Annotated in this window: 21 protein-coding genes and 2 pseudogenes; 12 read left to right on the forward strand and 11 right to left on the reverse strand. The window is 71.0% G+C overall.

The window, feature by feature from the left end; all coding sequences use genetic code 11:
* Positions 1–14 precede the first annotated feature (14 nt).
* Complete coding sequence (locus tag ABZ396_RS31000; protein ID WP_358926875.1) at positions 15–209, reverse strand: hypothetical protein; 195 nt, start codon at positions 207–209, stop codon at positions 15–17.
* Positions 210–887: 678 nt separating this feature from the next.
* Here ABZ396_RS31000 and ABZ396_RS31005 point away from each other — a divergent pair.
* Together ABZ396_RS31005 and ABZ396_RS31010 are read left to right on the forward strand one after the other, a co-directional pair.
* A complete protein-coding gene (locus ABZ396_RS31005) occupies positions 888–1,406 on the forward strand; it encodes a transglycosylase SLT domain-containing protein (RefSeq protein ID WP_358926887.1) in 519 nt (172 codons plus the stop codon).
* Positions 1,407–1,450: 44 nt separating this feature from the next.
* Entirely contained in the window at positions 1,451–1,660 is a 210-nt protein-coding gene (locus ABZ396_RS31010; RefSeq protein WP_358926874.1) for a hypothetical protein, read from the forward strand.
* 75 nt (positions 1,661–1,735) lie between these two features.
* Here ABZ396_RS31010 and ABZ396_RS31015 read toward each other — a convergent pair whose 3' ends face one another.
* Positions 1,736–3,187: a cytosine permease gene (locus ABZ396_RS31015; protein WP_358926873.1), complete on the reverse strand. Its 1,452-nt coding sequence runs from the start codon at positions 3,185–3,187 to the stop codon at positions 1,736–1,738.
* Between the two features lie 242 nt (positions 3,188–3,429).
* On the opposite strand from ABZ396_RS31015, the gene ABZ396_RS31020 reads away from it, so the two are divergent.
* Positions 3,430–4,233, forward strand: coding sequence for a serine hydrolase (locus ABZ396_RS31020; RefSeq protein WP_358926872.1), 804 nt, complete (start codon positions 3,430–3,432; stop codon positions 4,231–4,233).
* 107 nt (positions 4,234–4,340) lie between these two features.
* Positions 4,341–5,516 carry an AI-2E family transporter gene (locus ABZ396_RS31025; RefSeq protein ID WP_359186445.1) on the forward strand — a complete coding sequence of 392 codons (1,176 nt, stop codon included), beginning with the start codon at positions 4,341–4,343 and terminating at the stop codon, positions 5,514–5,516.
* A gap of 128 nt (positions 5,517–5,644) precedes the next feature.
* Here ABZ396_RS31025 and ABZ396_RS31030 read toward each other — a convergent pair whose 3' ends face one another.
* The 3 genes and pseudogenes from ABZ396_RS31030 to ABZ396_RS31040 form a co-directional block, all read right to left on the reverse strand.
* Positions 5,645–5,962, reverse strand: coding sequence for a hypothetical protein (locus ABZ396_RS31030; protein WP_358927041.1), 318 nt, complete (start codon positions 5,960–5,962; stop codon positions 5,645–5,647).
* Between the two features lie 95 nt (positions 5,963–6,057).
* A pseudogene (locus ABZ396_RS31035) lies at positions 6,058–6,971 on the reverse strand (YceI family protein).
* A 60-nt stretch (positions 6,972–7,031) separates the two neighbouring features.
* A complete protein-coding gene (locus ABZ396_RS31040; protein WP_358927042.1) occupies positions 7,032–8,780 on the reverse strand; it encodes an FAD-dependent monooxygenase in 1,749 nt (582 codons plus the stop codon).
* A 163-nt stretch (positions 8,781–8,943) separates the two neighbouring features.
* Between ABZ396_RS31040 and ABZ396_RS31045 the strand changes: the two genes are divergently transcribed.
* The 3 genes and pseudogenes from ABZ396_RS31045 to ABZ396_RS31055 all read left to right on the forward strand — a co-directional run bounded on the left by ABZ396_RS31045 (position 8,944) and on the right by ABZ396_RS31055 (position 11,912).
* A complete protein-coding gene (locus ABZ396_RS31045; protein ID WP_358927043.1) occupies positions 8,944–10,659 on the forward strand; it encodes a helix-turn-helix domain-containing protein in 1,716 nt (571 codons plus the stop codon).
* Between the two features lie 102 nt (positions 10,660–10,761).
* Positions 10,762–10,896: pseudogene (locus ABZ396_RS31050) on the forward strand (leucine zipper domain-containing protein); the annotation flags it as partial.
* 494 nt (positions 10,897–11,390) lie between these two features.
* Complete coding sequence (locus ABZ396_RS31055; RefSeq protein ID WP_358927044.1) at positions 11,391–11,912, forward strand: lamin tail domain-containing protein; 522 nt, start codon at positions 11,391–11,393, stop codon at positions 11,910–11,912.
* Between the two features lie 63 nt (positions 11,913–11,975).
* Here ABZ396_RS31055 and ABZ396_RS31060 read toward each other — a convergent pair whose 3' ends face one another.
* A complete protein-coding gene (locus tag ABZ396_RS31060; RefSeq protein ID WP_358926751.1) occupies positions 11,976–12,929 on the reverse strand; it encodes a ScbA/BarX family gamma-butyrolactone biosynthesis protein in 954 nt (317 codons plus the stop codon).
* Between the two features lie 396 nt (positions 12,930–13,325).
* Between ABZ396_RS31060 and ABZ396_RS31065 the strand changes: the two genes are divergently transcribed.
* From ABZ396_RS31065 to ABZ396_RS31080, 4 genes are all read left to right on the forward strand, one after another.
* On the forward strand, positions 13,326–14,057 hold the full coding sequence (locus tag ABZ396_RS31065; protein ID WP_358926752.1) for an HAD family phosphatase: 732 nt from the start codon (positions 13,326–13,328) through the stop codon (positions 14,055–14,057).
* Positions 14,054–14,827 (forward strand): glucose 1-dehydrogenase, encoded by a 774-nt coding sequence (locus ABZ396_RS31070; RefSeq protein WP_358926753.1) that lies wholly within the window; start codon positions 14,054–14,056, stop codon positions 14,825–14,827. Before ABZ396_RS31065 ends, ABZ396_RS31070 begins: the two co-directional genes overlap by 4 nt.
* Before the next feature lie 141 nt (positions 14,828–14,968).
* The gene (locus ABZ396_RS31075; protein ID WP_358926754.1) at positions 14,969–15,634 is read left to right on the forward strand and encodes a ScbR family autoregulator-binding transcription factor; all 666 of its coding nucleotides are present in this window, start codon (positions 14,969–14,971) and stop codon (positions 15,632–15,634) included.
* A 222-nt stretch (positions 15,635–15,856) separates the two neighbouring features.
* Positions 15,857–16,471 carry a ScbR family autoregulator-binding transcription factor gene (locus ABZ396_RS31080; protein ID WP_358926755.1) on the forward strand — a complete coding sequence of 205 codons (615 nt, stop codon included), beginning with the start codon at positions 15,857–15,859 and terminating at the stop codon, positions 16,469–16,471.
* A gap of 207 nt (positions 16,472–16,678) precedes the next feature.
* Here the strand turns inward: ABZ396_RS31080 and ABZ396_RS31085 are convergent, their stop codons facing one another.
* The 3 genes from ABZ396_RS31085 to ABZ396_RS31095 form a co-directional block, all read right to left on the reverse strand.
* The gene (locus ABZ396_RS31085; RefSeq protein WP_358926756.1) at positions 16,679–17,950 is read right to left on the reverse strand and encodes an FAD-dependent oxidoreductase; all 1,272 of its coding nucleotides are present in this window, start codon (positions 17,948–17,950) and stop codon (positions 16,679–16,681) included.
* Positions 17,951–18,303: 353 nt separating this feature from the next.
* A complete protein-coding gene (locus tag ABZ396_RS31090; RefSeq protein WP_358926757.1) occupies positions 18,304–20,247 on the reverse strand; it encodes a cellulase family glycosylhydrolase in 1,944 nt (647 codons plus the stop codon).
* A gap of 56 nt (positions 20,248–20,303) precedes the next feature.
* Complete coding sequence (locus ABZ396_RS31095; protein ID WP_358926758.1) at positions 20,304–21,017, reverse strand: alpha/beta fold hydrolase; 714 nt, start codon at positions 21,015–21,017, stop codon at positions 20,304–20,306.
* 168 nt (positions 21,018–21,185) lie between these two features.
* Between ABZ396_RS31095 and ABZ396_RS31100 the strand changes: the two genes are divergently transcribed.
* Entirely contained in the window at positions 21,186–21,875 is a 690-nt protein-coding gene (locus ABZ396_RS31100) for a DUF6215 domain-containing protein (protein ID WP_358926759.1), read from the forward strand.
* 93 nt (positions 21,876–21,968) lie between these two features.
* On the opposite strand, the gene ABZ396_RS31105 is transcribed toward ABZ396_RS31100, so the two are convergent.
* Positions 21,969–22,568 carry a hypothetical protein gene (locus ABZ396_RS31105; protein WP_358926760.1) on the reverse strand — a complete coding sequence of 200 codons (600 nt, stop codon included), beginning with the start codon at positions 22,566–22,568 and terminating at the stop codon, positions 21,969–21,971.
* Positions 22,569–23,041: 473 nt separating this feature from the next.
* Positions 23,042–25,075, reverse strand: a complete 2,034-nt coding sequence (locus ABZ396_RS31110) for an NAD(+) synthase (RefSeq protein ID WP_358926766.1) — start codon at positions 25,073–25,075, stop codon at positions 23,042–23,044.
* Positions 25,076–25,099 lie beyond the last annotated feature (24 nt).

Here is a 25,099-nt window from a genome sequence, read left to right on the forward strand (position 1 = left end):
GGCGGGCCCGCGCCTCAGCCATGCGCACCCTGGCCGCGTCGGCCTTGGCCCGTGCGGCGAACGCCTCGACGGTGCCCGTCCGGGTGGGCAGGGTCCCGTCCGCCGGGATCCCGTCGCAGCAGGTCGAACGCCTTCGCGGTGAGTGAGATCGGCGTGCCGCTCCGGCGCACCTCGCGGGTCTTCTCGCCGAGCACCAGGTTGCCGAGCACGCGCACCGCTTCCTACTCGGCGACCTCGCCGGCCCCGGACCGGCGCAGCAATCCGCGCAGCCCGGAGCATCACCTCCTCCAGGGAGGAAGGCTTGACGGCGTGCGGGCTGTGTCTGCGGGCGGTGCGCAGGGTGCCGTACCCGCCCTGGGCCACGAGCGGCCGCCGGCCCGCCGCGGTGACCGCCGCCGAGAGCAGCTCGGTCGCCTCGGGACCGTCGTCGACGATCAGCACATGGATGGCGTCCGCCGCGTGTGTGAGAGGTGCCGGACATGCCCCCGGTGCTCTCCTGACGGGGCTGTACGCGAGCTGTGGAGCGACGTCCGGCAGGGTCGTTTCCGCCCCCCGAAGAGGCTGGAGAGCGTGACACCACCCATAGGAGGCAGATCACATCCTATCCGGCGTCGTAGCACCGGAACCCTCTGAACAGGATGTAAAGCTGCCATAACCGCTCATTTCGGGCATTACTCCGAAGAAGGATAGTACGTCACATCGTTGCGCCCCGCCGCGCCCACCGCTAACCATGGCTGTCGTCGCCGGGAGACGGGCGATGGACCGAGCGGATCCCCGCCGGGTCCGCCCACTCCCCGCCGACTGACCCGGGGCCCCGCCCCACGCCGCCGCCCACCGCGGCCGGCGCAGACGCCGTCCCCCACAGGAGAGTTTCCTTTCACATGACCATGACCACTCGCACCCGCATCGCTCGCCTGCGCACCCTCGGCCTCACCGGCATCGCCACCACCGGTGCCGCGGCCGCCGCCCTCACCCTGATGCCGACGACCGCACAGGCCGCCGAAGCGACGCAGATGCACGCCTCAACCTCGGTCACGGCCGCCAGCGACCACAGCCGCGCCACCTCCCAGCAGCAGTCCGGCCACTCCAACAACCTGGACGGCTGGATCAAGCAGTCCCTGCAGATCATGAAGGCCAAGGGCATTCCGGGCAGCTACGACGGTCTGAAGCGCAACATCATGCGCGAGTCCGGCGGCAACCCGACCGCGCAGAACAACTGGGACGTCAACGCCCAGAAGGGCACCCCCTCCAAGGGTCTGCTCCAGGTCATCGACCCCACCTTCAACGCCTACCACGTCGACGGCACCGCGCGCAGCGTCACCGACCCGGTGGCCAACATCACCGCGGCCGCCAACTACGCCGCCCACCGCTACGGCTCCATCGACAACGTCAACTCCGCGTACTGACCGCGAGGGTGGCTCATCGCGGGCCCTCGAGCTGGTCCGTCTCGGTGTCCAGGTCGAACCCGGCGGGCAACCGGCCCGCCGCCAGGGCCCGTGCCGGCAGGGCGCGGGCGCACCGGCGCCGTGGCCCCGGCACCGCGACCGGAACTCCCGGCGAACGCCGGATCGTGCTGGTCCTCCGCGAGCAGCGCACGCAAGACGGCGCCCGGGCCGGACTCCCCGAGAAACCAGGCGAGTCGGCGCAGACGGGCGCGTAGCCCGGCGGCGAAGTTCCCGGAGCCGGGCGGGGCGAGGTCCTCGCCCGAGCAGCTGCCGCCTCTGACGACTCCCCGCTAGGGCTCCCGGTGTTCGTGCGCCGCCTGCTCCAGTTCCGCGGCCTCCGCCTCGGCGATGCGGGTCTCCGCCTCGACGTCGATCGAGCGGCTCAGCCACCAGTACAGCAGCGCAGAGACCGGCAGCCCGACGAACAACGAGATGTCCGCGCCGCCGAGGGCCTTGGCGGCAGGGCCGACATAGAGCGTGCCGACGGAGAAGAACGGGACCATCACGGCGAAGCCGACCAGGTACGAGATGATCCCCCGCCAGCCCCAACGGCCGTAGATGCCGTCCGGTTTGAAGATCTCGGCGATCGCGTAGTGGCCCCGGCGCACCACGTAGTAGTCCATCAGGTTCACCGAGGTCCACGGGATGAACAGATAGAGCACCAGCAGCAGGAAGTTGTTGAAGTTCGTCAGGAAGTCCGAGGTCGCCGCCAGCGCGCCGACCAGGGAGAGCGCCGCGGTCACGCCGATGGTCACCAGCCGGACGCCCAGCGTCGGCCGCACCCGCTTGAACGAGTCGATGGCGCTGATCAGCGTGAGTGAACCGCCGTACATGTTCAGCGCGGTGACGGAGATCAAGCCCAGCGTGGAGAACAGCAGCACGATAGCGCCGAAGCCGTCGAAGATCTTGTCGCCGGCGGCGTTGATCGTCGAAATCGTGTCGAAGCTGTCGCCCGCCCAGGCGGCCAGCAGCGTCCCGAGCCCCATCAGCCAGATACCGCCGAGCGCCGAGCCGAAGTAGGTCCAGTAGAACGTCTTGCGGACCGTCACGTCCGGCGGCAGATAGCGCGAGTAGTCCGAGACGTAGATGGCCCAGCTGATCTGGTAACCGGCGACCACGCCGAACTGGGCCAGGAACGGCGTCCACTTGAAGGCGCCGAGGTCGAAGGAGCCCGCCGGATAGTGCAGGGTGACCAGGACACCGACGGTGAAGATCCCGAAGACGACGAGGAAGGTGTAGGTCAGGAACCGCTCGGCCTTGTGGATGATGTCGTAGCCCACCAGTGCCACGACCAGCGCGATCAGGGTGACCACGACGACCCACAGCTTCACACTGCCGTGGATCGTGGTGTTCAGTGCGTCACCGGCCAGGATGGTGTTGAACACGTTGAAGCCCGCGTACTGCACATACGCGAACAGCCACACCAGCAGCGCCCCGACATAGCCGAACTGCGGCCGCGACTGGATCATCTGCGGCAGCCCCAGCTGCGGTCCCTGCGCGGAGTGGAAGGCCATGAAGAACGTGCCGATCAGGGTGCCCGCGACGATCGCCAGCAGCGACCAGATCAGGTTGCCGCCCTCCGTGATGCTGATCAGCCCCACGGCCAGGGTGGCGATCTGCGCGTTGGACATGAACCACAGCGGCCCCAGATGCCACAGCTTGCCGTGCCGCTCGTCCAGCGGCACGTAGTCGATGGACCGCACCTCCAGGCCGCTCACCCGCGGTTCCGCCGATGTGCTCATGGGCACCTCCCAGGGGTCGGTCCGTCACTCTGGCCACATTCTTCCCCCGGAACGGTCCGGATGAGGCATACGGAATCCGCGTTCCGTAGCCGGGAGGCCCACCTCATCTGCGGCCTTGTTGTTCTGATCACAATTCGCCTGAAACCGGCCGGTTCGTGGCGGTGGTCACGTCGCCGACCGGCCATTTTGTCTATGTTCGCAGTTCTGTGTTCCCTCCGACCTGAACTGCCGAGGCTCCCCGCATGCTCAACCGCACCCTCGCCGTCCTGGCCACGGCGGTGACCCTGCTCGCAGGCGCCGCGCCGGCGGCCATCGCGGCGGGTTCCGCCCCCGGCTCCGGAGACTTCCGTACGGCCGTGCGGACTCCGGCCGAGGCGCGCGTGACCGCCGCCGTCCTCGACCTGGACGGCAGCGGCCGGGAACCCGCGGTCTACGGCGACGACACGCCGTACGACACGGCGAGCATCGTCAAGGTCGACATCCTCGCCGCGCTGTTGCTCCACGCCCGGGACCACCGGCGCGCCCTCACCGCGCGGGAGAGCACCCAGGCGGAGGTGATGATCCGCGACAGCGACAACGACGCGGCCAACGCCCTGTGGCGGGCCATCGGCGGGGCCCCCGGCCTGGAGTCCGCGAACAAGCGGCTGGGTCTGACCTCGACCGCGGGCGGCCCCGGCGGCAGGTGGGGGCTCACCCGGACCACTGCACGCGATCAGATACGACTGCTGCGCGCGGTCTTCGGCTCCGGCCCCACTCCGCTCGACACGGCGTCACGAAGCCGTATCGGCACCCTGATGACCGAGATCGCCACCGAGCAGTCCTGGGGCGTCTCGGCCGCCGCGGACTCGGGGTGGGCGCTGAAGAACGGCTGGCTCATGCGCAACACCACCCGCCTGTGGGACATCAACAGCGTCGGACGCGTCACGGCAGGCGGTCACCACTACCTCGTCGCGGTCCTCTCCAACGGCAGCGCGTCCATGCCGGACGGTGTGAAACTGGTCGAACGAGCCGCCCGCACGGCCGTCACCACAACGGCGGCACACTGACCCCGTTGGCGCAGCTCACCCCGCCCGCCGCCCGAATTGCCCCTAACGTGCACTAGAGGTGCCCTTACGCGCACCAGAGGCGACGGAAGCCGGCAGCGGGAGGTGCGGTGGCGGGTTCGGGCGGGCCGGCGGCCGGGCGGAACCGGGCGCGCCGGGCGCGTGGCACGGCGCCGGCCACCCGGTCCGCCCGCGCGGTGTGGATCCCGAAGCGCGCCCGTGATCCGGTCGCCTCCGCCTCCGTCAGCGCCGTCGTCGTCCTCGCCCTGCGGATCGCCGCCGCCTATGCCTGGCGGCTCATCGTGCTCGGCGTCGCCGTCTACGGCATCTTCATGGTCCTGGGCCGCTTCCAGCTGATCGCCGTCGCCCTGTTCCTGGCCCTGGTCATCACCTCGGTGCTGCGGCCGTTCACCGACCTGCTGAGCCGCCGGCTCCCCAGACCCCTGTGCGTGGCCGTGAGCCTGGTCGGCAGCATCTGCGTGTTCTTCGGGCTGCTCGCCCTGGTGGGCAACGCGGTCGCGCAGGAGTCGGCGACGCTGGCCGAGGAGTTCCGCGGTGGCATCCACCGCATCGAGGTCTGGCTCCAGCGCCCGCCCTTCCGGCTCGGCCCGGGCGCCCTGTCGCATCTCCAGCAGCAGGTCGTGAACTACGTCCAGGCCCACCGCTCCAACCTGGCCAGCAGGGCGCTCAGCGGCTTCGGCACCCTCGTCGAACTGGTCACCGGAGGCGCGCTCGCGCTCTTCGCCTCCGTCTTCTTCATCAACTCCGGCGAACGGCTGTGGGCCTGGACGAGCCGCGAGCTGCTGCCCGCCGGGGCCCGGGCAGCGTGGGACCGGGCGGGGCACGCAGCCTGGCGGACGTTCGCCGGGTACACCCGGGGCATCATCATCGTGGCCGCCACCAACGCCGTACTCGTCGGCATCGCCCTGCTGGTGCTGCGGGTGCCACTCGCGCTGCCGCTCACCCTGCTTGAGTTCTTCGCCGCGTTCGTCCCGCTGGTCGGCTCACCGGTCGCGCTGGGCGTGGCCACCGTGGTGGCGCTGGCCGGGCGCGGGCCGCTCACGGCCGTGGCCGTCCTAGTGCTCATCGTCGTCATCGGGCAGATCGAGGGGCATGTGCTGCACCCCCTGGTGATGAGCTGGGCGGTGCGTCTGCACCCCCTTGTCGTCGCCGTCTCCGTCATCGCGGGCAGCATCGTCGCCGGGGTGATCGGGGCCGTCGTGGCCGTGCCGTTCATCTCCGTCATCTGGGCGGTGGTGCGGGCCCTGCGGACGGCGCCGCCCTGACCCGGCTCCCGGCGCCCGGCCGTCCTTGGCGGGGCGCCGGGCGCGCTTCGACCGGGTGCCAAGATGCCGTCGTCCGGACCACCGCGCAGCTGCCCCGCACCCGGTGGCCCGTCAGGTGAGACGAAGGGTCAGCGTCTGTCCCCGGCGAGAGGACGGCGGGAGACGGTGGCGCGGATGGTGGTCTGCGGGTGCCGTTCCACGGCGGGGTTGCCGGATCCGCCGTTCGGCTCGCCCCACACCGGGCCGACTTCCCGGCCGTAGGCCACCTCCTCCTCGTCGATCATGCAGACCGAGATCCGGCCACGGACGTTGGCCGTGTAACTGCACAGGGCCGACACGCCGATGAGCCGCCCGTTGTGCTCGATCCGGTCGAACTGGGAGGCCGAGTAGAACGCGGCCGGCATCTCGATGTGCAACGGCGGTTCCGTGTCCGCGCATCCGCACATGGTCGGCGACTCCTTCGCACCTGGTGCGCGGAATGCTGCCTGCGGCTACGCCCGGCGGGGGAGCCCACGGCGCACAACATTGGATGGCGTGCTCGTCACTCCGGCGGAGTGGGCGTGTCCGGCGAGCGGTACATCGCCTGCACGTCCAGCTCCAGTTGCACCGTCGGACCCACCACCGCGATGCCACGGGCCAGCATCGACCGCCAGTTGAGGGTGTAGTCCTCCCGGTGCAGCTCCGCCGTGGCGAGCGCCGCACAGCGCAACTCCTCGCCGTAACCGCCGTTGACCGTGCCCAGGTAGGTGGTGTCCAGTGAGACCGAGCGGCTGACACCGTGCATCGTCAGGGAGCCGAGGAGCGTCCACTTGCTGCCGCCCCGGTAGGCGAAGCGCGCGCTGGCGAAGTCGATGTACGGATACCGCTCGACGTCCAGGAAGTCCCCGGAACGCAGGTGGTTGTCGCGGGTCGTGTTCCCGGTGTTGATGCTGGACGCGTCGATGCGCACCTGCACGGTCGACTGGCTCATGTCCGGGGCGACGTTGATCACGCCGTCGAAACGCTCGAAACGACCGTGCACATGAGCCATGCCGACATGCTTGGCGATGAACCGGATCGCCGTGTGCGGAGGATCGAAGATCCAGCCACCGGTCGGCGGCAACGGCAGCTGCCGGGCCGGCTGCAACCGGATGTGCCCGGGCGCCGGACAGTTGCCGGCGACGATCTCGACCGTCTCGCGGTGCGGGTCCAGACCCTCGGCGACGATCAGCAGGCTGTAGCGCCCGGGCGGCAGAGCGGCCATGAAGAAGCCGAAGGGTCGGTGGTACCCCGCGTCACCACCTGGTGGGTGTCGAGCGCGGTGACCGTGACCTCAGCGCCGCCCAGCGGCTGGTCGACGGGGTCCAGAACGGTACGGGCGACGCCGCCCGCACCGGAGGGGAGGGGCAGGGTGAGTCCCGCCGAACGGGCCGGGGCGTCCTTGGACCACCGGCGCCTGAGCAGCCCGAGGGGCATGCTGTTCACCTTTCGTGTCGCGTGGGTTCCGGGGACGGCACGGCCGTCACTCCGGATCGGTCAGGCCTGGCCGAGGATCTGCCGCAGTGCCTGCGACAGGAGTTCCTCCGCTTTCTCGGCGGCGGCCGGGTGCCGGAAGGCGACATACCCGTCGGGCCGCACCAGCAGGGCGCCCGCGTCGGACACTTCGCTGAGCCGGGCCCAGTCGCCGTACGGGTCCTCGTACTCCTGCCCCGGGCCGATGACGACCGTGGCGATGTCGAGGTCCTGGGCGTCCGCCGCGCGCAGCCAGCCCGCGCCGCCGATACCGGTCAGCAGGGTGAACCGGCCCTTGCCGACGGTGTCCAGGGTGGACACGGTCCTGGTGCCCGAAGTGATCCAGGCGTGCGGGAGCTTGGCGCCCGGGCGGGAGCTGGGCTGGTGGTACAGCTCCGGGTCGCGGGCGAAACCGGGGTCGGGGGTGCCGTCGGGGACGACCGCGGCTGAGCTTTCGGCGGAGTAGCGCTGGTTGAGGTCGACGCCGTGCGCGTTGAACTCGTACACCTTGTACGCGATCGCCTCGCGCAGCCGCGCCCGCTGCTTCTCGGCGCCCTCGGTGGCCTCCTTGCGGGCGGCGATGCTGGCCCACAACCGCTCGGGAGCCTGTGGGGTGAGACCGCCGAGCGCCTCGAAGATCGGTGCCGTCTCGCCGATCGACTTGTTGGCCCGGGTGACGATCTGCCTGCCGACGGGCGCGCGTTCGGCGCTGTAGCTGTCCAGCAGGCCCGGGCCGGCGGTGCCGTCGAGGACCAGCTTCAGCTTCCAGGCCAGGTTGTAGGAGTCCTGGATGGAGGTGTTCGAGCCGAGTCCGTTGGACGGCGGGTGCCGGTGCACGGCGTCACCGGCACAGAACACACGGCCGTTGGAGTACGTCTCGGCGTACATCTCGTTCACCGTCCACGCCGAGGACGACTTGACGGTCACCGGGATGTCGTCGTCGCCGATCAACTGGCGGACGACCGATTCCGCGTACTCGGTGGTGAGGTCGGGAGCGCCCGCCCTGACGTCGTACCCCCACACGATCAGCCACTCGGTCCACGGGCGCACGCAGCGCACCAGGCCCGCGCCGATGCCGCCGACGGTCGCGCCCGGGGCCAGCACCCAGTACAGGGTGGAGGGGCGGTGGGCGGTGTACTCACTCAGGTCGGCGTCGAAGACGATGTTGATGCTGCCCGCGACGCCCATCTGGCCGCCCATCGGCAGCCCGGCGTCCTCGGCCACCTTCGAGCGCCCGCCGTCCGCACCGATGAGGTACTTGGCCCGGACGGTGTACTCGTCCCCGCGCACCCGGTCCTCGACGGTGACGGTCACGCCGTCCGGTCCCTGCGTGAACGACTTGTAGACCGTGCTGTAGCGGAAGACGGTCCCGCGTGTGATCGCCGCGTCCACCAGCACCGGCTCCATCAGATGCTGCGGCATGTCGCACATCCGGGTGGGACTCGCGAGGTCGTGCGCGGCCTGCACCAGCGGGTCGTTGCCCCAGGAGCGCACCCGGCCCAGCTCCTCACCGGCCAGGCTGGTGCAGAAGGTCGTGTTCCCCATCAGGTGCTGCGGAGTGGCCTTGGCCATCACCTCCTGCTCCACCCCGAGGTCGCGCAGGACCTCCATCGTGCGCTGGTTGGTGATGTGCGCACGCGGGGTGTCGGCGAGGCTCGCATAGCGGGTGACGACCATGTTCGGTACGCCGTAGGTGCTCAGGGCCAGGGCGGCTGAGGCGCCGGCGGGGCCGCTGCCCACGATCAGGACGTCGGTGACGACATCGGTGTGCACGGGTAACGCTCCGGTGGGGGGAGGACGGAAACCGACCGTTCAAGATCTTGAAACGGTCCGGGCGGTCATGGGTGTCTCAATCCGAGACACCGGTGTAGGGCGGAACCGACCGGGCACACCGGTCGTTGCTCCTTCAACTGTTCCCGGTACGGTGAGGGGCGCCATGACCACCGCAGAGCATCCCCCCACGGCCGGCCGGCATGCCTCCGCCCGCCCCGCCCTCGGCCAGCTGCGCCGGGCCCGCGCCCGCTTCCTCGCCGGGCACCCCCTGCCCGAGGACGTGCCGGACGAAGTCGCCGCCGCCTGGCGCCGGGCCCGCTTCTTCGGCGTACGGCACGACTCCGCGGAACCCTTCGCCGCCCAGGCCCCGCCGCCACCCGAACCCGCGCTGCTGGAGGTGGCCCGGCCGGTGTTGGAGCGCCTGCGCCCGGTCCTCGGCCACGAGCACGCGACGCTCGTCCTCACCGACGCCCGGCTGCGGGTGCTGTGGGCCGCGGGACACGACCCGCACGACATGCTCCGCCCTGACCTTTCCGAGCAGCGGGTCGGCCCCAACAGCGCGGCCCTGGCCCTGCGCACCGGCCACCGCGCCGAGGTGCACGGGCCCGAGCACTTCCTCGACGTGTGGCAGGAGGTGTCCGCGGTGAGCGCGCCGCTGCGGGCCCCCGGCGACCACAAGCCGGTCGGCACGGTCACCGTGGCGTCCGCCCTGTGCGGCGGTTGCGCCCCGCACCCGCAGGCGGCCCTGGCCGAGGCGACCGCCGCCGCGGTGGAGGCGGAACTGCGGGCCCACGCACGTTCGCCGGAGCGGGCCCTGCTCGACGCCTTCCTCGGGGCGTGCGAGGGGCAGGACCGGCCGGTGGTGGCCTTCACCGGCCACAGCCGGCTGGTGAGCGAGGCGGCGGGCCGGCTGCTGTCGACGCGGGACATCGAGGACCTGGAACGCACCGTGCACGCGGAGCCGTGCCAGGACGGCCCCGGCACCCGGATCCCGCGCGGCGCCCAGGTGAGACCCGTCCGGCACCTGGGAGCGGTCGTCGGGGCCGTCGTCGTACTGGAACCTTCCTACGACCGCGAATCCGCCGCCCCCGCCCGACGGCCGCAGACCACACTGGCCGGACACTCGCTACCGTGGCGGCACGCCACCGAACGGGCGGCCGAACTGGCCGCCACCCGCGCCCCGCTACTGCTCGTCGGCGAACGGGGCACCGGGAAGACCACCCTGGCTCGCGAGCTGCTCGGCGAGAGCGACCCGCTCGTCGTCGACGCGGCCGCGGGGGACCTGCACAACGCCCTGCCCGCCGAACCCCGCGGCCTGGTGCTGCGCCACGCCGAGCGCCTGGCACAGCCGGACGTGGCGGCGATCGTCGCCCTCCTCGAAACCCGGCCCGCCACACGCCTGTTGGTCACCTACACACCGGGTGCGCCGCCCGGACCGTGTCTCCAACGGCTCCTCGACACCCTGGCCGCCCGCTCGGTCACCCTGCCCGCCCTGCGTGAACGCACCGAGGACATAAGGGAGTTGCTCGCCGCCGTGACCCCGGCGCCCGATCCGGGAGAGCCTCCGCTCAGCTGGACGCCGGACGCCCGGCGCGCGCTGGAGCGGTACCTGTGGCCCGGCAACGTCACCGAACTCGTTCATGTCGTAAGGTCGCTGGCGCGGCGCCGCAGGGCGACCGGCCCGGTACGGCGGGCCGAACTGCCCGATCCCGTACGTGAGGGGCCCGCCGGCCGCCCGCTGAGCCCCATGGAGCACGCCGAACGCACCGCCATCCTGGAGGCCCTGCGCCGCAACGGCGGCAACAAGGCCCGCGCGGCGGCCGCCCTGGGCATCGGCCGCGCGACCCTCTACCGGAAGCTGCGCACCTACGCCGACTAGGTGTATTGATCACGAACGTTGTTGACACTCGCGGGTTCTTGATCATGGCGAAGACCTCCGGTGTGGTGGAGCTGTCTAGGACTGCACCTCGCGGAGGTCTTCGTGTCCCACCGTAATGCCCGGCTGACCGTTCACGGCCGACGGCTGCTGATTGAACGAGCCTGCTCGGGTCGCCCGGTCGCGCATGTCGCAGCCGGGATGGGCATCTCGCGCGCCACGGCCCACAAGTGGGCGGCGACCACGGCCGCCAGGCAGGCAACGAGTCTGCGCATGTGGGTGTCTCCTACGGGGAGGTGTGCGCCGAGTGGGTGTGGGCATGCCAAAATGGCACACCGAAACGTAATGGCAAACGCTTTCCCCGAACCCCCGTCACGACCGGCCTATCGGGGAATTCCATATGACGACCAGAAGATCAACTTCTGTCGGCGGCTCCGGTCGGCCGCTGACTGTTACTCACTTTCGGGTGAGCCGATGGCTTCTGAGGGGCCGCAAGGCCCCCGTATGGGGCAAATCCGTCCATTCACTTAGTGAATGGACGTTACAGTCGAGTGTCATAGCCGTGCGAAAGATCGGTAATGGGCGTGGTGCGTGCTCCGCGCGTCCCACCGCGCGGTTGCAGGGTGTGGCTGCGCGGCCGCCCGGCCGCCACCTCGGTACCACACACCCCTCGCGAACCGCGGCTTGACACCGCACCCGTCGAGGTGTGCCCGAACCCCGCAAAGGGGGACCTCGTGTCCGTATCCGTCTCCGCGACCGCCCGTCGTCTCGGTTCCGCCACCGCCATGGCGGCCGCCATGGTGGGCGCACTGACCCTGCCCGCCGCGGCCGCGGCCGCCGCCCCGCACTCCGCGATGCCGCCCCGCGACGCGGTCGTCATCAGTGCCGTACAGCACGACCAGCAGGGCCGCGCGGTCTTCTCCGGCCGTGCCCTGAACCGTGAGTGGGTGGACGTCACCAACACCTCCCGTCGGGACGTCAACCTCAGCGGCTGGACGCTGTCGGACGCCGACGGCCACAGCTACACCTTCCGTCACTACCTGCTGGCCGGCCGCAGCACGGTCCGCGTCCACACCGGGCAGGGCCGGGACACCATGACGGACCTCTACCAGGACCGCCGTGAGTCCGTGTGGAACCACGACACCGACACCGCCACCCTGCGCAACGACCACGGACGCTATGTCGACTCCGCCTCCTGGGGTCTGCACCACCGCCGTGACGCCGACCGCCGGCACGCTCTCGGCCACCGGCACTGATGAGCCCAACGGCCGCCGCCGGGTCCCGGACCGGGACCCGGCGGCGGCCGTTTCGTGTCGCGTTCAGTCGACGACGGGCCCGTGCACGGTGGAGGTGAAGACGGTCTCGCCGCCCTGCCGGCCGACGACCTCCACGGTCATCGTGCCGTCCCCCCCGGGAGTCACCTCGGTCACGTCGACCCAGCAAGGGCTGTCGAGTTCGACGTAGCGGTCGAAGGTCGTGGACGTGCTCGCCGGTATCAGCGCACGCGGGGCCAGCCGGGCGCAGGCGGCCTGACGGGCAGCCTCCAGCAGGACCATGCCGGGCAGATGGTCGCCGCCGTGGTCGAACAGGATCGGGTGGTCCAGGTCAGGGCTGAGCAGCCACCGGCCGGGCGTGTCCGTGGGCGTCAGCACCACGTCGGCGGGGGAGGTGCGGCCCACGGCGGACGGCGGCATCGGGTCGGCCGCGACCACCGGCTCCGCCGAAGTCACCTGTCTTCCGGGCCGGCTGGCCCGCAGCCGCGCGTAGACGGACGGCGTGACGATGGAGTACCGCCCGTCTCCGTGGGCCACGGTCCGGCCGGCCCGGCGCAGCGCGAACCCTATGCCCATCCGGCGCGCGGACGCCCTGCCGCACGGGGCGGTGTCCGGGCACGTCACGTCCAGATGGAAGTCGGTCGGGCGGGAGCCGATCCGCAGTTGCTCCAGATCGGTGTGGCAACTCAGCGACCACAGCACGAAGTGATGACCGAGCGGTACACCGTGTTCGGCGTGCGTCACGAACATGCCGGCCTGCCGAAACGTCTCTGCGGCCTGGAGCGGGTCGTGACTTGAGCCGTCGGCACTGTTGAAGAAGGTGTGGGCGCGTGGCCACTGTCCGGTGAGGGAGAACCGCAGCCTGTCGTCCTGGGCGGTACAGCCGGAGAGAAACACCTCGGCCAGGGACGCCCGGTGGACGTACTCCTTGGGGACCGTCGTGGTCAGCCGGGGCAGTGCGGGCAGACCGACTCCGATCTCGCTGGCGGACAGGCTCATCAATAACCCCCCGTCGGAAAGCTCTTCGTTGGCTGGAAGCTCTGTTCGACGCCTATAAGATACGGACCTACCGGTTTTCTCGGGTCGGCCACAAGGTAAAGGATTCGCCAAGCGTGGTGGGACTCGATCCATGCATGACTCCGCTCGGTGGTGGCTTGGCCAAGTATTTTTGCGCTCAATCAAGTCGAAGGCGCGGCGAAAAACGGACTAAACAGCAGATGTCGGCGGCTGGTTATCGTGGGTGACGAGCCCGCCTCGACTCCGCCAAAACCTGCCGAGCGGTCTCTTTCAGCCATGTCACTGGGGGAGTTCGCCCCCCCGTCGGCGGACCCATGCCGCACCCGGTCCCGACAGCCACTGCATGATTGTCGAACGGCCTGGGAGAGGAAGACCCCGATGGAACCACTGCGCACCCTGCGCCTGGCCGCCGTCAACATCGACGGCGTCCTGCTCAACGACAGCTTCAGCCCCGTCCTGCACCGCCTCGTCCTCAAGTACGGCGGTGAGTACACCCGGGAACTGGAGCAGCGGCTCTTCTCGCAGTCCCGCCTCGCAGCCGCCCGGGTGCTGCTGGAGGAGACCGGCGCCGACGTGAGCGAGCAGGAGGCCGTCGCCGACTACTTCGCCGAACGCGAGCGCTACCTGCGGGCCCACCCCGTCCACACCCTCGACGGCGCCGAGGAACTCCTGCACCGGCTGCGCGCCGTGGGTCTCGACATCATCTGCTACGGCGGCCTCGACGAGGACCACTTCCGCCGCCATCTCGGCGCCTGGGAGCAGCTGTTCACCGCACCGCACTACATCTGCACCAACGACTTCCGCCCCGGCATCCGGCAGATAGTCCAGGACCACTTCGGTCTCGACTACCACCAGGTGCTCTTCATTGACGACGTGGCCCGCTTCGCCGGCCATGCCAAGGAGCTGGACACGCCGTTCGTCGGCCACCCCAGCACCTTCGAGCACGGCTTCCAGCGCGAGCTGATGCGCGAACTCGGCGTCCGGCACCTGGTCGGCGCCCTCGCCGAGATCGACGAAGAGCGCCTGCGCACCCTCGACCAGGAGGCAGGGCTCGACGTCTTCTGGCATGATCCCGACTCCCTCTCCACCGCGCGCGAGGTGACCAGGTGACCGCAGCAGAAGGAGCCGTACTGGCGGGCCGGGTCGCCCTCATCACCGGCGCCAGCAGCGGTATCGGTGCGGCCGCCGCCCGGGTGTTCGCCCGGCAGGGCGCCACCGTCGTCCTGACCGCCCGCCGCGAGGACAAGCTGCGCGACCTCGCCGACGAGCTGCGCGCCAAGGGCGCCGAAGCGAGCCATCGCGCCCTGGACGTCCGCGACGGGGAAGAGGTGCGCCGGACCGTCGAGTTCGCCGTCGAGCGTTACGGCCGTCTCGACGCCGCCTTCAACAACGCCGGCGTCGCGCTGCCGAAGACTCCGATGCACCTCATCGACGACGACGACTACGAGCGGGTCACCGAGACGAACGTGCGAGGCGTGTGGAACTGCCTGCGCCACGAGATCACGGCCATGCTGGAGACCGGGGGCGGCTCGATCGTCAACACCAGCAGCGTGGGCGGCCTGGTCGCCTCCTCGACGGCCGCGCCCTACATCGCCTCCAAGCACGCGGTGATCGGCCTGACCAAGGCCGCCGCCGTCGAGTACGCTCCGCACCGCATCCGCGTGAACGCCATCGCCCCGGGCCTGACCCGCTCCGAGATGATCGACGACTGGTTCGCCAAGTCGCCCGAGAACGAGGCACGGGCCTACCGCTCCGCCCCGCAGGCGCGAGCCGCCGATCCCGAGGAGGTCGCGGAGGCCGCCGCCTGGCTCTGCAGTGACAGGGCGAGCTTCGTCACGGGTGCCACACTTACCGTGGACGGCGGACGCACCGCCTGGTGAACTGCCTGACGAGTCCCGCGCCAACGCCCCGGCGCCGAAGCGGGACGGGCCGGGAATCGGCCCTCTGTGGCCGAAATACCGACCCCCGATTGGGGTAAGGTACGTCACGTCCGGTTTTGTTTTGACCGAGGAGGGGTCCCCATGGCGCGTCAGGAGCGTGCGATTCGGACCCGACGCGCTGTTGTGGAGGCCGCCGCCGCGGTCTTCGCCGAACGCGGATACACAGCGGCGACGATCGCTGAGATCCTTGAGCGAGCCGGAGTGACCAAGGGAGCCCTGTACTTCCACTTCGACTCCAAGGAAGCCCTCGCGCGAGGCGTGATCAACGCCCAGATCAGCGACGACTACTGGGTGCCGCGCGAGCTGAAGCTCCAGGAGTGGGTGGACATCGGCATGACGCTGGCCCACCGCATCCCCAAGGAGGTCATCCTGCTCGCCGGCATACGGCTGTCGGCCGACCTCCAGGGGCGCTCGCTGTTCGGCAGCGCCTGGCCCGCCTGGACCGAGCTCGTGACCGAGAAGCTGGTGGAGGCCAAGGAACGCGGCGAGGTGCTGCCGCACGTCACTCCCCAGGAGACCGCGGAGTGCTTCCTCGGGGCCTGGATCGGGACCCAGTTCATGTCCGAGGTGGTCTCCGACTGGACGGATCTCAACGACCGTATCTCCGTCCTCTACAACCATGTACTGCCGGCCATAGCCACCCCCGCTGCCCTGATCCGGCTGGACACCGCGCCCGACCGGGGCGCCCGGGTCGTCGAGGAAGTCGAGCGCCGGCGGCAGGAATCACTCGTGGCCACCGAGGCCTGACCCGCCTCGAACCAAACCACCTGTCTGGTTTGCTCCGCAGGGAAGCGTCGTGCTCCCGATATGCGGGAGGGCCACCGGAGCCCGGAGCCCTCCGCCCACACACAGAACTCCGGCAAACCTACCAATCGTGCTGTTTGCTAAGGTTCTCAAATCGGAATGTTGCAGGCCCAGGGGGAATCGGACCATCCAATTCCGGATTCACCCGGATAACAGGGGGACGCGATGGTCAAGCAGCTCCGGGCGGCTCGAACCCGCCAGGCCCTCGTTCACGCCGCCGCAGAGATCTTCGCCGAGGACGGATACGCCCTGTCCTCTCTGCCCGCTATCAGCCGGCGCGCGGGAGTGAGCGCCGGAGCGCTGCACTTCCACTTTCCCAGCAAGGACGCCCTCGCGGTCGAGGTGGAGGGCGCGGCCCGGCGGACCATTGAGCAACTGGTAGCCGACCGGCGGCCGCCGGCCACCTCCGCACTGCACCTGCTGATCACGGTCACCCGGGAACTGCTGCTCGCGGTCGCCACCGATGTCGTCGTCCGCGCGGGCTTCAAGCTGAGTGTCGATCCCTCCCGCAAGAACGGCATGGGCTTCGGGTGCTGGTGGCGTACCTGGGTGTGCGAACAGCTGGCACGGGCCCAGCACCAAGGGGAGTTGGCCGAGGGAGTGTCACCGGACCGGGTCGCCGCGGTGATAGTCGCCGCGACGGTCGGGTTCGAGGTGCTCGGCGCGGCGGACCGTGACCGGATCTCACCGAAGCACGTCGATCAGTTCTGGTCACTGGTTCTGCCCCAACTGGCCGCGCACAGCGGCGAGTTCGCGGGCGTCGCACTGTCCGATTCCTGACTGCGGGTCAAGGGGCGCAATGTCATCGGTGTTCATCGGTGTTCGATCTGACAAACCGTCCGTGCCGTTTATGGCCCAGGCCGGCTGACGGCCCGCCCGACGCCGCACGCGGTCGCTGTCCGCCCTCGCCTGTCGCGCCTGCTCCGTGGCACCGTCCATAGAAACAGCTCAGCGCTCCCCGGCCCCGCCGCAACCGAATTCCCCTGCTCAGGAGGCCCTGATGTGCCGGGCGATCCGGACGGCCGCGAACTGGGTGCCCGCCACGAACCGCATCATCGGCCCGAACACCGGTGCCGCGAGCGAGCCCGTGAAATACAGTCCCGGCACCGATGACTCGAAGGTGCCCCGCAGCGCGGGAGCCTTCGAACCCGGCACACACGCCACGGCGCGACGCACGGTGGGGGACAGGAAGGGCAGGGCGGCCACGTCCAGCCGGTAACCGGTGGCCGCCAGCACATGGTCGACGGTGAGGGACTCGCGCTCACCCCCGGGGCCGGCGACATCCAGGCGCACCACCGGTCCGGAGAGCACGGCACCGGTGACCCGGCGCGAGGTGTGCACCGGTACGACACCCTCCACCCGCTCCCGCAGCCACCAGCCGCCCGATGGGCCGAGCGCCCGCCGGAACAGCAGCAGCCGGGCGGCCGCCGGAAACCACCGCACACCGCCCGGTGCCGCACAGACACCGGCGAGGATCCAGCCCGTGCCCAGCGGCGAGGCCGGCTTGGCCAGCCGCTGCGTCCAGGGCCGGCAAAGGTCTGGGATCATGCCCCACAGCACCTTCGGCTCCCGCACCAGAACCTGCGCCTCGGCGCCCGACTCGTGCAGCAGCGCCGCGCTCTCCAGCGCGGACTGGCCACCGCCGACGACGGCCACCCGCCGGCCCGCGTACCCGGACAGATCGGTGTGGTGGCTGGTGTGCGACACCGGCGCTCGGGGGCCGGGCCCCTCGGGCGCGAGGTGCCGCAACTCGTCCGGGACATGGGCGAGTCCGTTCAGACCGGTCGCCACCACGACGGCCGAGGCCGCCATCTCCTGCCCGTCGTCCGCCCGGACCAGGAACCCGGATCCGGACGCGGACCGCTCGACCGCCGTCACCCGGGCCGGCTCCACCTCACCGACGTACCGCTTCTGGAACCACTGCCCGTACCGTACGAAGACGTCGCACGGGATCGGGGTCAGCTCGGTCAGCTCCGGCTCGCCGTGCTCACGCCGGAAGTCCGCCAGCCGGCCACCCGGCTCCGGCGCCGACAGGTCGGTGGCGGCCGGCGTCGATTTCAGGAACATCCCGGTGGCCATGGCGTGCCGCCAACTGCCCATCACCTCGCCGAAGACGCGGACCGGTGTCCCCGACGCCCGTAGGTGGGCGGCCACCGAAAGTCCGTACGGCCCTGCGCCGATCACGACGACCGGTGGCCGTCCGGGCCCGGCGAACGCCTGCTCCTGGGCAGGGCGCTGCCCGGGAAGCGACTGCGTCATGGATCCCTCCGCTGGTCAGCTCGCCGCCTCCCCCTGGGCGACGCGACACCGCGGGATGGCACGCCCGGCGTGACACGGTCGTGCTCGTCCCCCCTCCGCGGGTGAGTCTCTCCCGCGGGACCGGTCCGGGAAACGGTATCCACGCACGTTGGCCAAAACTTGGTCGAACCATACGGCAAGCGGACCCAACAGTGTCATTGGCATGCCCCGGACGGCCACCGGCGATCCGCCCGCCCGTCCGCCGGGCCCTGCCGGGCGGGAGCACAGTCGGCCGCCCCGCTGCGTCCGGGCCCGTTGACCGCCCGGACGCGGTGCGAGGCCGCCGGCAAGAATCGGCCCACGGCCGTCCGCGATCAGGGGCGCAGCGCGACGCAGAGCAGGGCGGCCGGCCCCTGGGCGCTGCCCACGCGGGTCGTGAAGGCGACCCCGGCGATGTACTCGCCGGCGGCGCACTGGCCCTTGTAGGCGCCGTAGGCGAAGTCGTCGCCCGCGCCGTCGGCGGGGCGGTTGTCGGACCGGTCGAACCACAGCGTCCGGCCGCCCGCACCCAGCGCCGTGGCGGACGGCACGCACAGCACCGCCGACAGCCGCTCACCGCGACGGCTGTAGCCGATGACGAACTGGCCCTCCGGGCACTGGAGTTTGGTGTAGCCGGAGGTCCAGTCGCCGCCCGCCGGAACATACCGCTCGTCCGTGACGACCGTCTGGGCGTTGCCCGCGGCCCGCAGACCGCCTGCGGCCGCGTCGGTGCACAGGCCGCGTCCGCCGGAGTGACCGAGGCCGATCAGCCGCAGCCCGTCAGGGCAGACCGCCTTGTAGGCGCCGGAGTCCCAGTCACCGCCGGCCCGCACCCGCAGGGACCGTACGGCGTCTCCGTGATCCGTGGCCAGCATCCGCCAGGTCGTCCCCGGCGCGATGTAGCCGGTGCGGCTGGGGGAGTTCATCACGTGGTCCCACGCGGTGGTCCGCCAGTCTCCGTCGTCGAGGAGGCCGTACCGGTGCCCGGCGGTGTCGTAGCGCAGCAGTGCCCAGTCGTCGTGGCCCTCCCAGCCGACCAGCGGCCAGTAGGCGAAGTCGGTGTCGTGGTCGGCGAAGTAGTCGGTGATGTTGCCGAACCAGGCGCGGGCGGCCGTAGCCGTCTCGCCGGCGCCGATGCCGAACTCGCTGACCCACACGGGTGCGGTGTAGTGCTTGCCCTCGGTTGTGACGAAGAAGGCCTGATCGGCGAGGACTTGGTACAGCTGGTCGCGGGTCAGGTCCTGGTAGCGGGGGTCGCTGGTCTCGCCGATTCCGGTGGCGCCGCTGTGCCGGGGGCCCGTGTAGCCGTAGAAGTGGGCGGAGTAGACCAGCTTGTGGGCGTCCACGAGGGTGTGGGAGAGGGTGCGGACGGGTGTGAGGGTGGGGCGGTCGTGCGGGAGTCCGTCGACGGGCAGGCCGGTCCAGTTGATGCCCTCGATGACGATCAGCAGATCCGGGTCGGCCTCGGTGAGGATGCGGTCGGCGGCGAGCTGGGCGGCGGCGTACCAGTCGTGGTCGTCGCCCAGGCCCCAGCCGGGGTCGTTCAGGACGTCACGGCGTACCTCGTTGTAGAGATCGGCGCCCACGACACGGGAGTTCGCCGCGTAACGGCGGGCCATGAAGACCCAGTCGTCGGCCCACTGCTGCGTCGACTGGCCGCTGTTCCACCGCTCGTTGCCGTCGATGCCGCAGCACCAACGGGAGGTGTTGGTGTGGTTGTTGAGGATGACGGCGAAGCCCGCGTCGGTCAGGTCGGCCACGACGGCGTCGTAGACCTCCAGGGGCGTCTTCCCCCGCAACTGCGGATTCGCCGTGACCGCGCCGTCCGGTACCGGCGCCGTCGTATGGATCATCTCGTTCGAGAACGGCAGCCGGATGCTGTTGATGCCGAGCGCCTGGAAGTCCGACAGGAGCCGGGGGAGGGAGGCGCGGTCCAGGCCGAGGGGGATGCCGTAGGAGTCCTGGCCGGCGTGGTGGTTGGCGGGGTCGGCGGTGCTGCCGCTTCCGGTCCAGGATCCCTGGGCGCCGTCCCAGTTGGCGGCCCTCAGGCGGAAGCGGTTCCCGGCGGCGTCGACGATGTAGCGGCCCCGCGTGGACAGCGGCGGCTGCCAGGTGCCGGTGGCGGAGACGGCCGGTGCGGGGGCGGGGAGCTGGGATGCGATGGCCGCCGGGGCGGCGGACCGCGGTGCGGCGGTTGCCGGGATGGTGCCGGAGAGGGCGAGAACCAGGAGAGTCACTGCCAGGTACCTGACAAGCAGGATGGGCTTCGTGATCGACATCAGCCGTCCTCGGAGTGGATGCCGCGTGGGGGCGCGGCACTTTATCAGGCCGCGGGTCAACGGAGAAGCGGCTCCTGTGCCCCGCAGGCCTCGGCCGTCCAGCCGTCGAGATCGCGCTCGGGACGCAGCAACCGGCGGATGGCGGCGGCCGAGGCCCGGTGCCAGTCGTGGCTGCGGCGGAGCATCGCGTGGTCCCCGCCCCTGAGCAGCACCATTCCGGCCTGCGCGCCGGCCTCGCGGGCCTGCCGTATGAATGTGGCCGACCCGGCGGGCTCGGTGACCCGGTCACGGTCGCCGTGCAGGACGACGATCCTCGTCCCGGTGAGATCGTCCACGGGGTCGCCGGGCGGGCACCAGGGCGCCAGCGCGAGCACACCCCGTACCGAGGGATCGGCCGCCGCGCGCAGCGCCGCCCGGCCGCCCATGGAGTGGCCGACCAGCACCACGGACACGTCCCCGGCCCGGCCGCGCAGCTCGTCGAGGGCGCGCAGCGTGTCCTGCAGCGGGTCGGCGGCGTCGTTCCAGCCGCGGTACCGGTACCGTACCTGGCCGACCAGTACGTCGCGGGGCGAGGAGACCGAGGCGGCCGCGCTCAGGAAAGGGCGCATGCGCAGCGCCGCCGGCTGCCAGGGGCGCGCCGCACGGCGCCCGTTCTCCTGCCCGCCGTGCAGGACGAGCACCGCCGCGCGTGTCCGGTCCCGCGGCGCACGACGCACCACCAGGGCGCTCCCGCCCACCTCGACGACCCGTCCGTCGGCCACCGCGTCCACCTCTGCTTCCTCAGGCCTGGAGCGTGCTGCCGTCATCAAACACTGCCGGGGGAAGCCGCAGCCACCGAGTGGGGCTGAGCGGCCCGTGCCATCGCCGTGAACATCAGTGCCCCGAACATCAGTTAGGCTCCACGGGCGCACAGGGGACGCACAGCGGGGGTGGGGGACATGACCGAAGGTTGCAGCGAGCCCGAAAAGGACGGCAGACCGGTCCTTCAGGCGATCGCGGCGGTGGCCCTGTTCCTGGGTGTCGTGGGCGCCCTGTGGGCTCAGAAGGCGTTCGTCCACCCGCAGGACGCGAGCCGTGAACCGGCGGCCTGCTCGAACTCGACCGACCGGCTGCCGTCCCGCTATGTCTCGGGCGCACGGTTGTGTACGTCGCTGAACCGCCCGGACCTTCCGGCTCTGTTGGGGACACCGGGGGAACAGATCGAGACCGCCAGTGGCAGCGGGGACTGGGTCAAGTTCCCGGGGGGCACGAAGATCGCCGCGCCCGACGCCACGGTGACCCTGAAGACGTACTCCGTGAAGCTGTCGGCGCCCTACTACGACCTGCCCGTCTCCGAGACGGGCGACCTGTCGGGCGACGCACGCAGGACGACCGTCCTGGGGCACCCGGCCCTCCTCTACTCCAGCCCGACCATCTCCATCGGCTTCAACCTCGCCGACGGGAAGGCACGCACAGGGCCCGGCGGCACCGCGCGCTGCCTCCTGGTCTCGAAGCACGCGCAGGACGACGGCAGGGGCACGTTCGAAGTCGCGATCTGGCGGCAGGACGACGTACCGCCCGACGACACGGCTCTCGTACGGGTCGCGGAGCAGGTGCTCCAGACGGTCCCGGGCTGGCAGGGGAACTGAGCTGACGGCCCCGGCACGGACCGGGTTCGCCGCCGCAGCGCCCTCGTGCCAGGGCGCTGCGGCGACGAACCACGGTCACTCCGGGTCAGTTCCTCACGGTGCGACGATCGTCGTCGACGCGGTGGTGTCCGCGGCGGCCGGCGACGGCAGCGCGGGCACGGCGCCGAGGAGGCCTGTGACCGCCTCGAGGATGGGGTCGAGCAGCCCGGTGACGGCGCTCACCACTCCGCCGAGGTCGAGCGTGGTCAGCGAGCTGAGCAGGCTGTTGACGGCAGCCTGGACAGCGTTCAGCAGGTCCGAGACGGGGTCGGCGGCCCGGACCGAGCGGTCGGAGGCGCCCGGCTTCAGCTGCTTCAGCCGCTTCTGGAGGGCGGCGCTCCACTCCTGTACTTCCTTGGCGTAGGCGGCGGCCCGAGCCGGGTCGACGGCGGTGCCGTGCGCCGCGGTGAGGTCGGGCAGCGTGTTCAGGAGAGGGGTCAGGGCACGGTCGTACCGCGTGGTGTCCATCGCTTCGACGCGGTCCAGCAGCGTGGCGACATCGGTACCGGGCCGCGGAACCGTCCGTGCGACACCGGGTCCCGAGGCATCTCGGCCGGCGTCGGCGGCGGCAGCGGTGGCGGCGGCCGGGCCGAAGACCAGGGCGGCACAGACCAGGAGGGAGACGAGGAGACCGCGGGAGGCTAGGGCGCGCATGGGTTTCCTTTCGAGACTGCTGTCCTTGCGCCCACCGTGGGAAGCCGTGCGGGGCACCGCAACCGGTGCCCCGGCCCACGTCCTGCCCGCCGTATCGCCAAGGCGTCCCTGACCAGGCGCTTTGCCCTGTTCGTAGGCTCCTTCCGGGTGTTGGCGGGAGGTTCGCCCGTCAGGCGCGTACGGCCGTCGTCGAAAGCCGTGGACGCAAAGAGCCCCGCCCCCGACGGATCGGGGGCGGGCCTCTTGGGATGGAGCGCCGGGCAGGCCTTGCACCTGCATTTCCCCGCAGGAAGCGGGGCGTCTTTCCTTGGACCACCAACGCATCGCGCGTAACGCTGAGTTGGAGCGCCGCGCGCAAGATCGACCATAGCGAGGCCACAGGGCGGACACCAAATCGCGAGCGCGCACGCCGACGGCCCGAGGCGCTGTGCGCGGGTGGCGGCCGACTGGCCCACCAGCCTCACCCGATCCCGCTACGCCTCCGGGACGCGCTCCAGGTCGTGCAGCCAGGCCTTCGCCGAGCTGTCCGACGGGGCGCGCCAGTCGCCGCGCGGGGAGAGGGAGCCGCCCGCCGAGACCTTCGGGCCGTTCGGCATGGCCGAGCGCTTGAACTGGGCGAAGGCGAAGAAGCGGCGGCAGAAGTAGTCGAGCCAGTGCCGGATCGCGGCCAGGTCGTACGCCTTGCGCTCGGACTCGGGGAAGCCGGGCGGCCAGGCCCCCGCCTCCCGGTCGTGCCAGGCGTGCCAGGCCAGGAAGGCGATCTTCGACGGCCGGAAGCCGTGCCGCAGTACCTGGTAGAGGGTGAAGTCGTGCAGTGCGTACGGGCCGATCTTGGACTCGGTGGACTGGAGCTGCTCGCCCGGAACCAGCTCCGGGCTGATCTCCGTGTCGAGGATCGCGGCGAGCGTCTCGCCGGTCTTCGCGTCGAACTGCTCGCTGCTGATGACCCAGCGGATCAGATGCTGGATCAGTGTCTTCGGCACGCCGGAGTTGACGTTGTAGTGGCTCATCTGGTCGCCGACGCCGTAGGTGCACCAGCCGAGCGCCAGCTCCGACAGGTCACCCGTGCCCAGCACGATGCCGCCGCGCTGGTTGGCGATCCGGAAGAGGTAGTCGGTGCGCAGTCCGGCCTGGACGTTCTCGAAGGTGACGTCGTACACCGGCTCGTTGTCCGCGAACGGGTGGCCCAGCTCCTTCAGCATGAGCCGCGCGGTCGGCGTGATGTCCAGCTCGGCCGCGGTCACGCCGAGCGAGCTCATCAGCTTGTGGGCGTTGCCCTTGGTGTGGTCGCTGGTGGCGAAGCCCGGAAGGGTGAAGCCCAGGATGTCGCTGCGTGGTCGGCCCGCGCGGTCCATCGCCCGGGCGGCGACGATCAGCGCGTGGGTGGAGTCGAGGCCGCCGGACACCCCGATGACCACCTTCGGGCCGCCGATCGCCGCCATCCGCTGCTGGAGTGCCGCGACCTGGATGTTGTACGCCTCGTAGCAGTCCAGGGCGAGCCGGTCGGGGTCGGCGGGCACGAAGGGGAAGCGTTCGACCCTGCGGCGCAGGCCCAGGTCGGCCGTCGGCGGGTCGAGCCGGAAGGGGACGGTCCGGAAGCCGCCGGTGCGGGCCGCGTGCGTACGCCGGTTGTCGTCGAACGAGCCCATCCGGGCCCGTTCCTGGCGCAGCAGGTCCAGGTCCACGTCGGCCACCGCGTACTGGTCGTCCAGCGGGAACCGGTCCGTCTCGGCCAGCAGTGCGCCGTTCTCGTAGATCATGGTCTGGCCGTCCCAGGACAGGTCCGTGGACGACTCACCGAGTCCGGCCGCCGCGTAGACGTACGCGGCGAGGCAGCGCTGCGACGCCGAGCGGCACAGCAGCTTGCGGTCCTCCGCGCGGCCGACCGTGATCGGGCTGCCCGAGAGGTTCAGCAGCACCGTCGCGCCGGCCAGCGCCGCTTCCGCGCTCGGCGGCACCGGCACCCACATGTCCTCGCAGATCTCGGCGTGCAGCACGAGACCGGGGACGTCCTCCGCGTCGAAGAGCAGATCGACCCCGAACGGCACGGACTCGCCGCCGATCCGGATCGTGCCGCCCCGCTCGTCGTCGCCCGAGGCGATCTGCCGGCGCTCGTAGAACTCCCGGTAGTTCGGCGGGTACGACTTCGGTGCGATACCGAGGATCCGGCCCCGGTGCACGAACACCGCGCAGTTGTAGATCCGGTTGCGATGGCGCAGCGGGGCGCCGACGACGAGGACCGGGAGCAGCCCGGCCGAACCGGCGACCACCGTCGCGAGGGCCTCCTCGGCCTGGTCGAGCACCGCGTCCTGGAGGAGCAGGTCCTCGATCGAGTAACCGGTCAGGCCGAGCTCGGGGAAGACGGCCACGGCGACCCCGTCCTCGGCACAGCGGCGGGCCAGGCGCAGGACCGCCTCGGCGTTGGCGCGCGGGTCGGCGATGACGGTGTGGCCGGTGCACGCGGCGACACGCGCGAAGGCATGCTCATAGATCGACCAGAAGTTCAACGGGGCTTCCTCGGGAGAGACGGA

It is taken from the genome of Streptomyces sp. NPDC005866 (assembly GCF_040629895.1).
GTDB lineage: Bacteria > Actinomycetota > Actinomycetes > Streptomycetales > Streptomycetaceae > Streptomyces.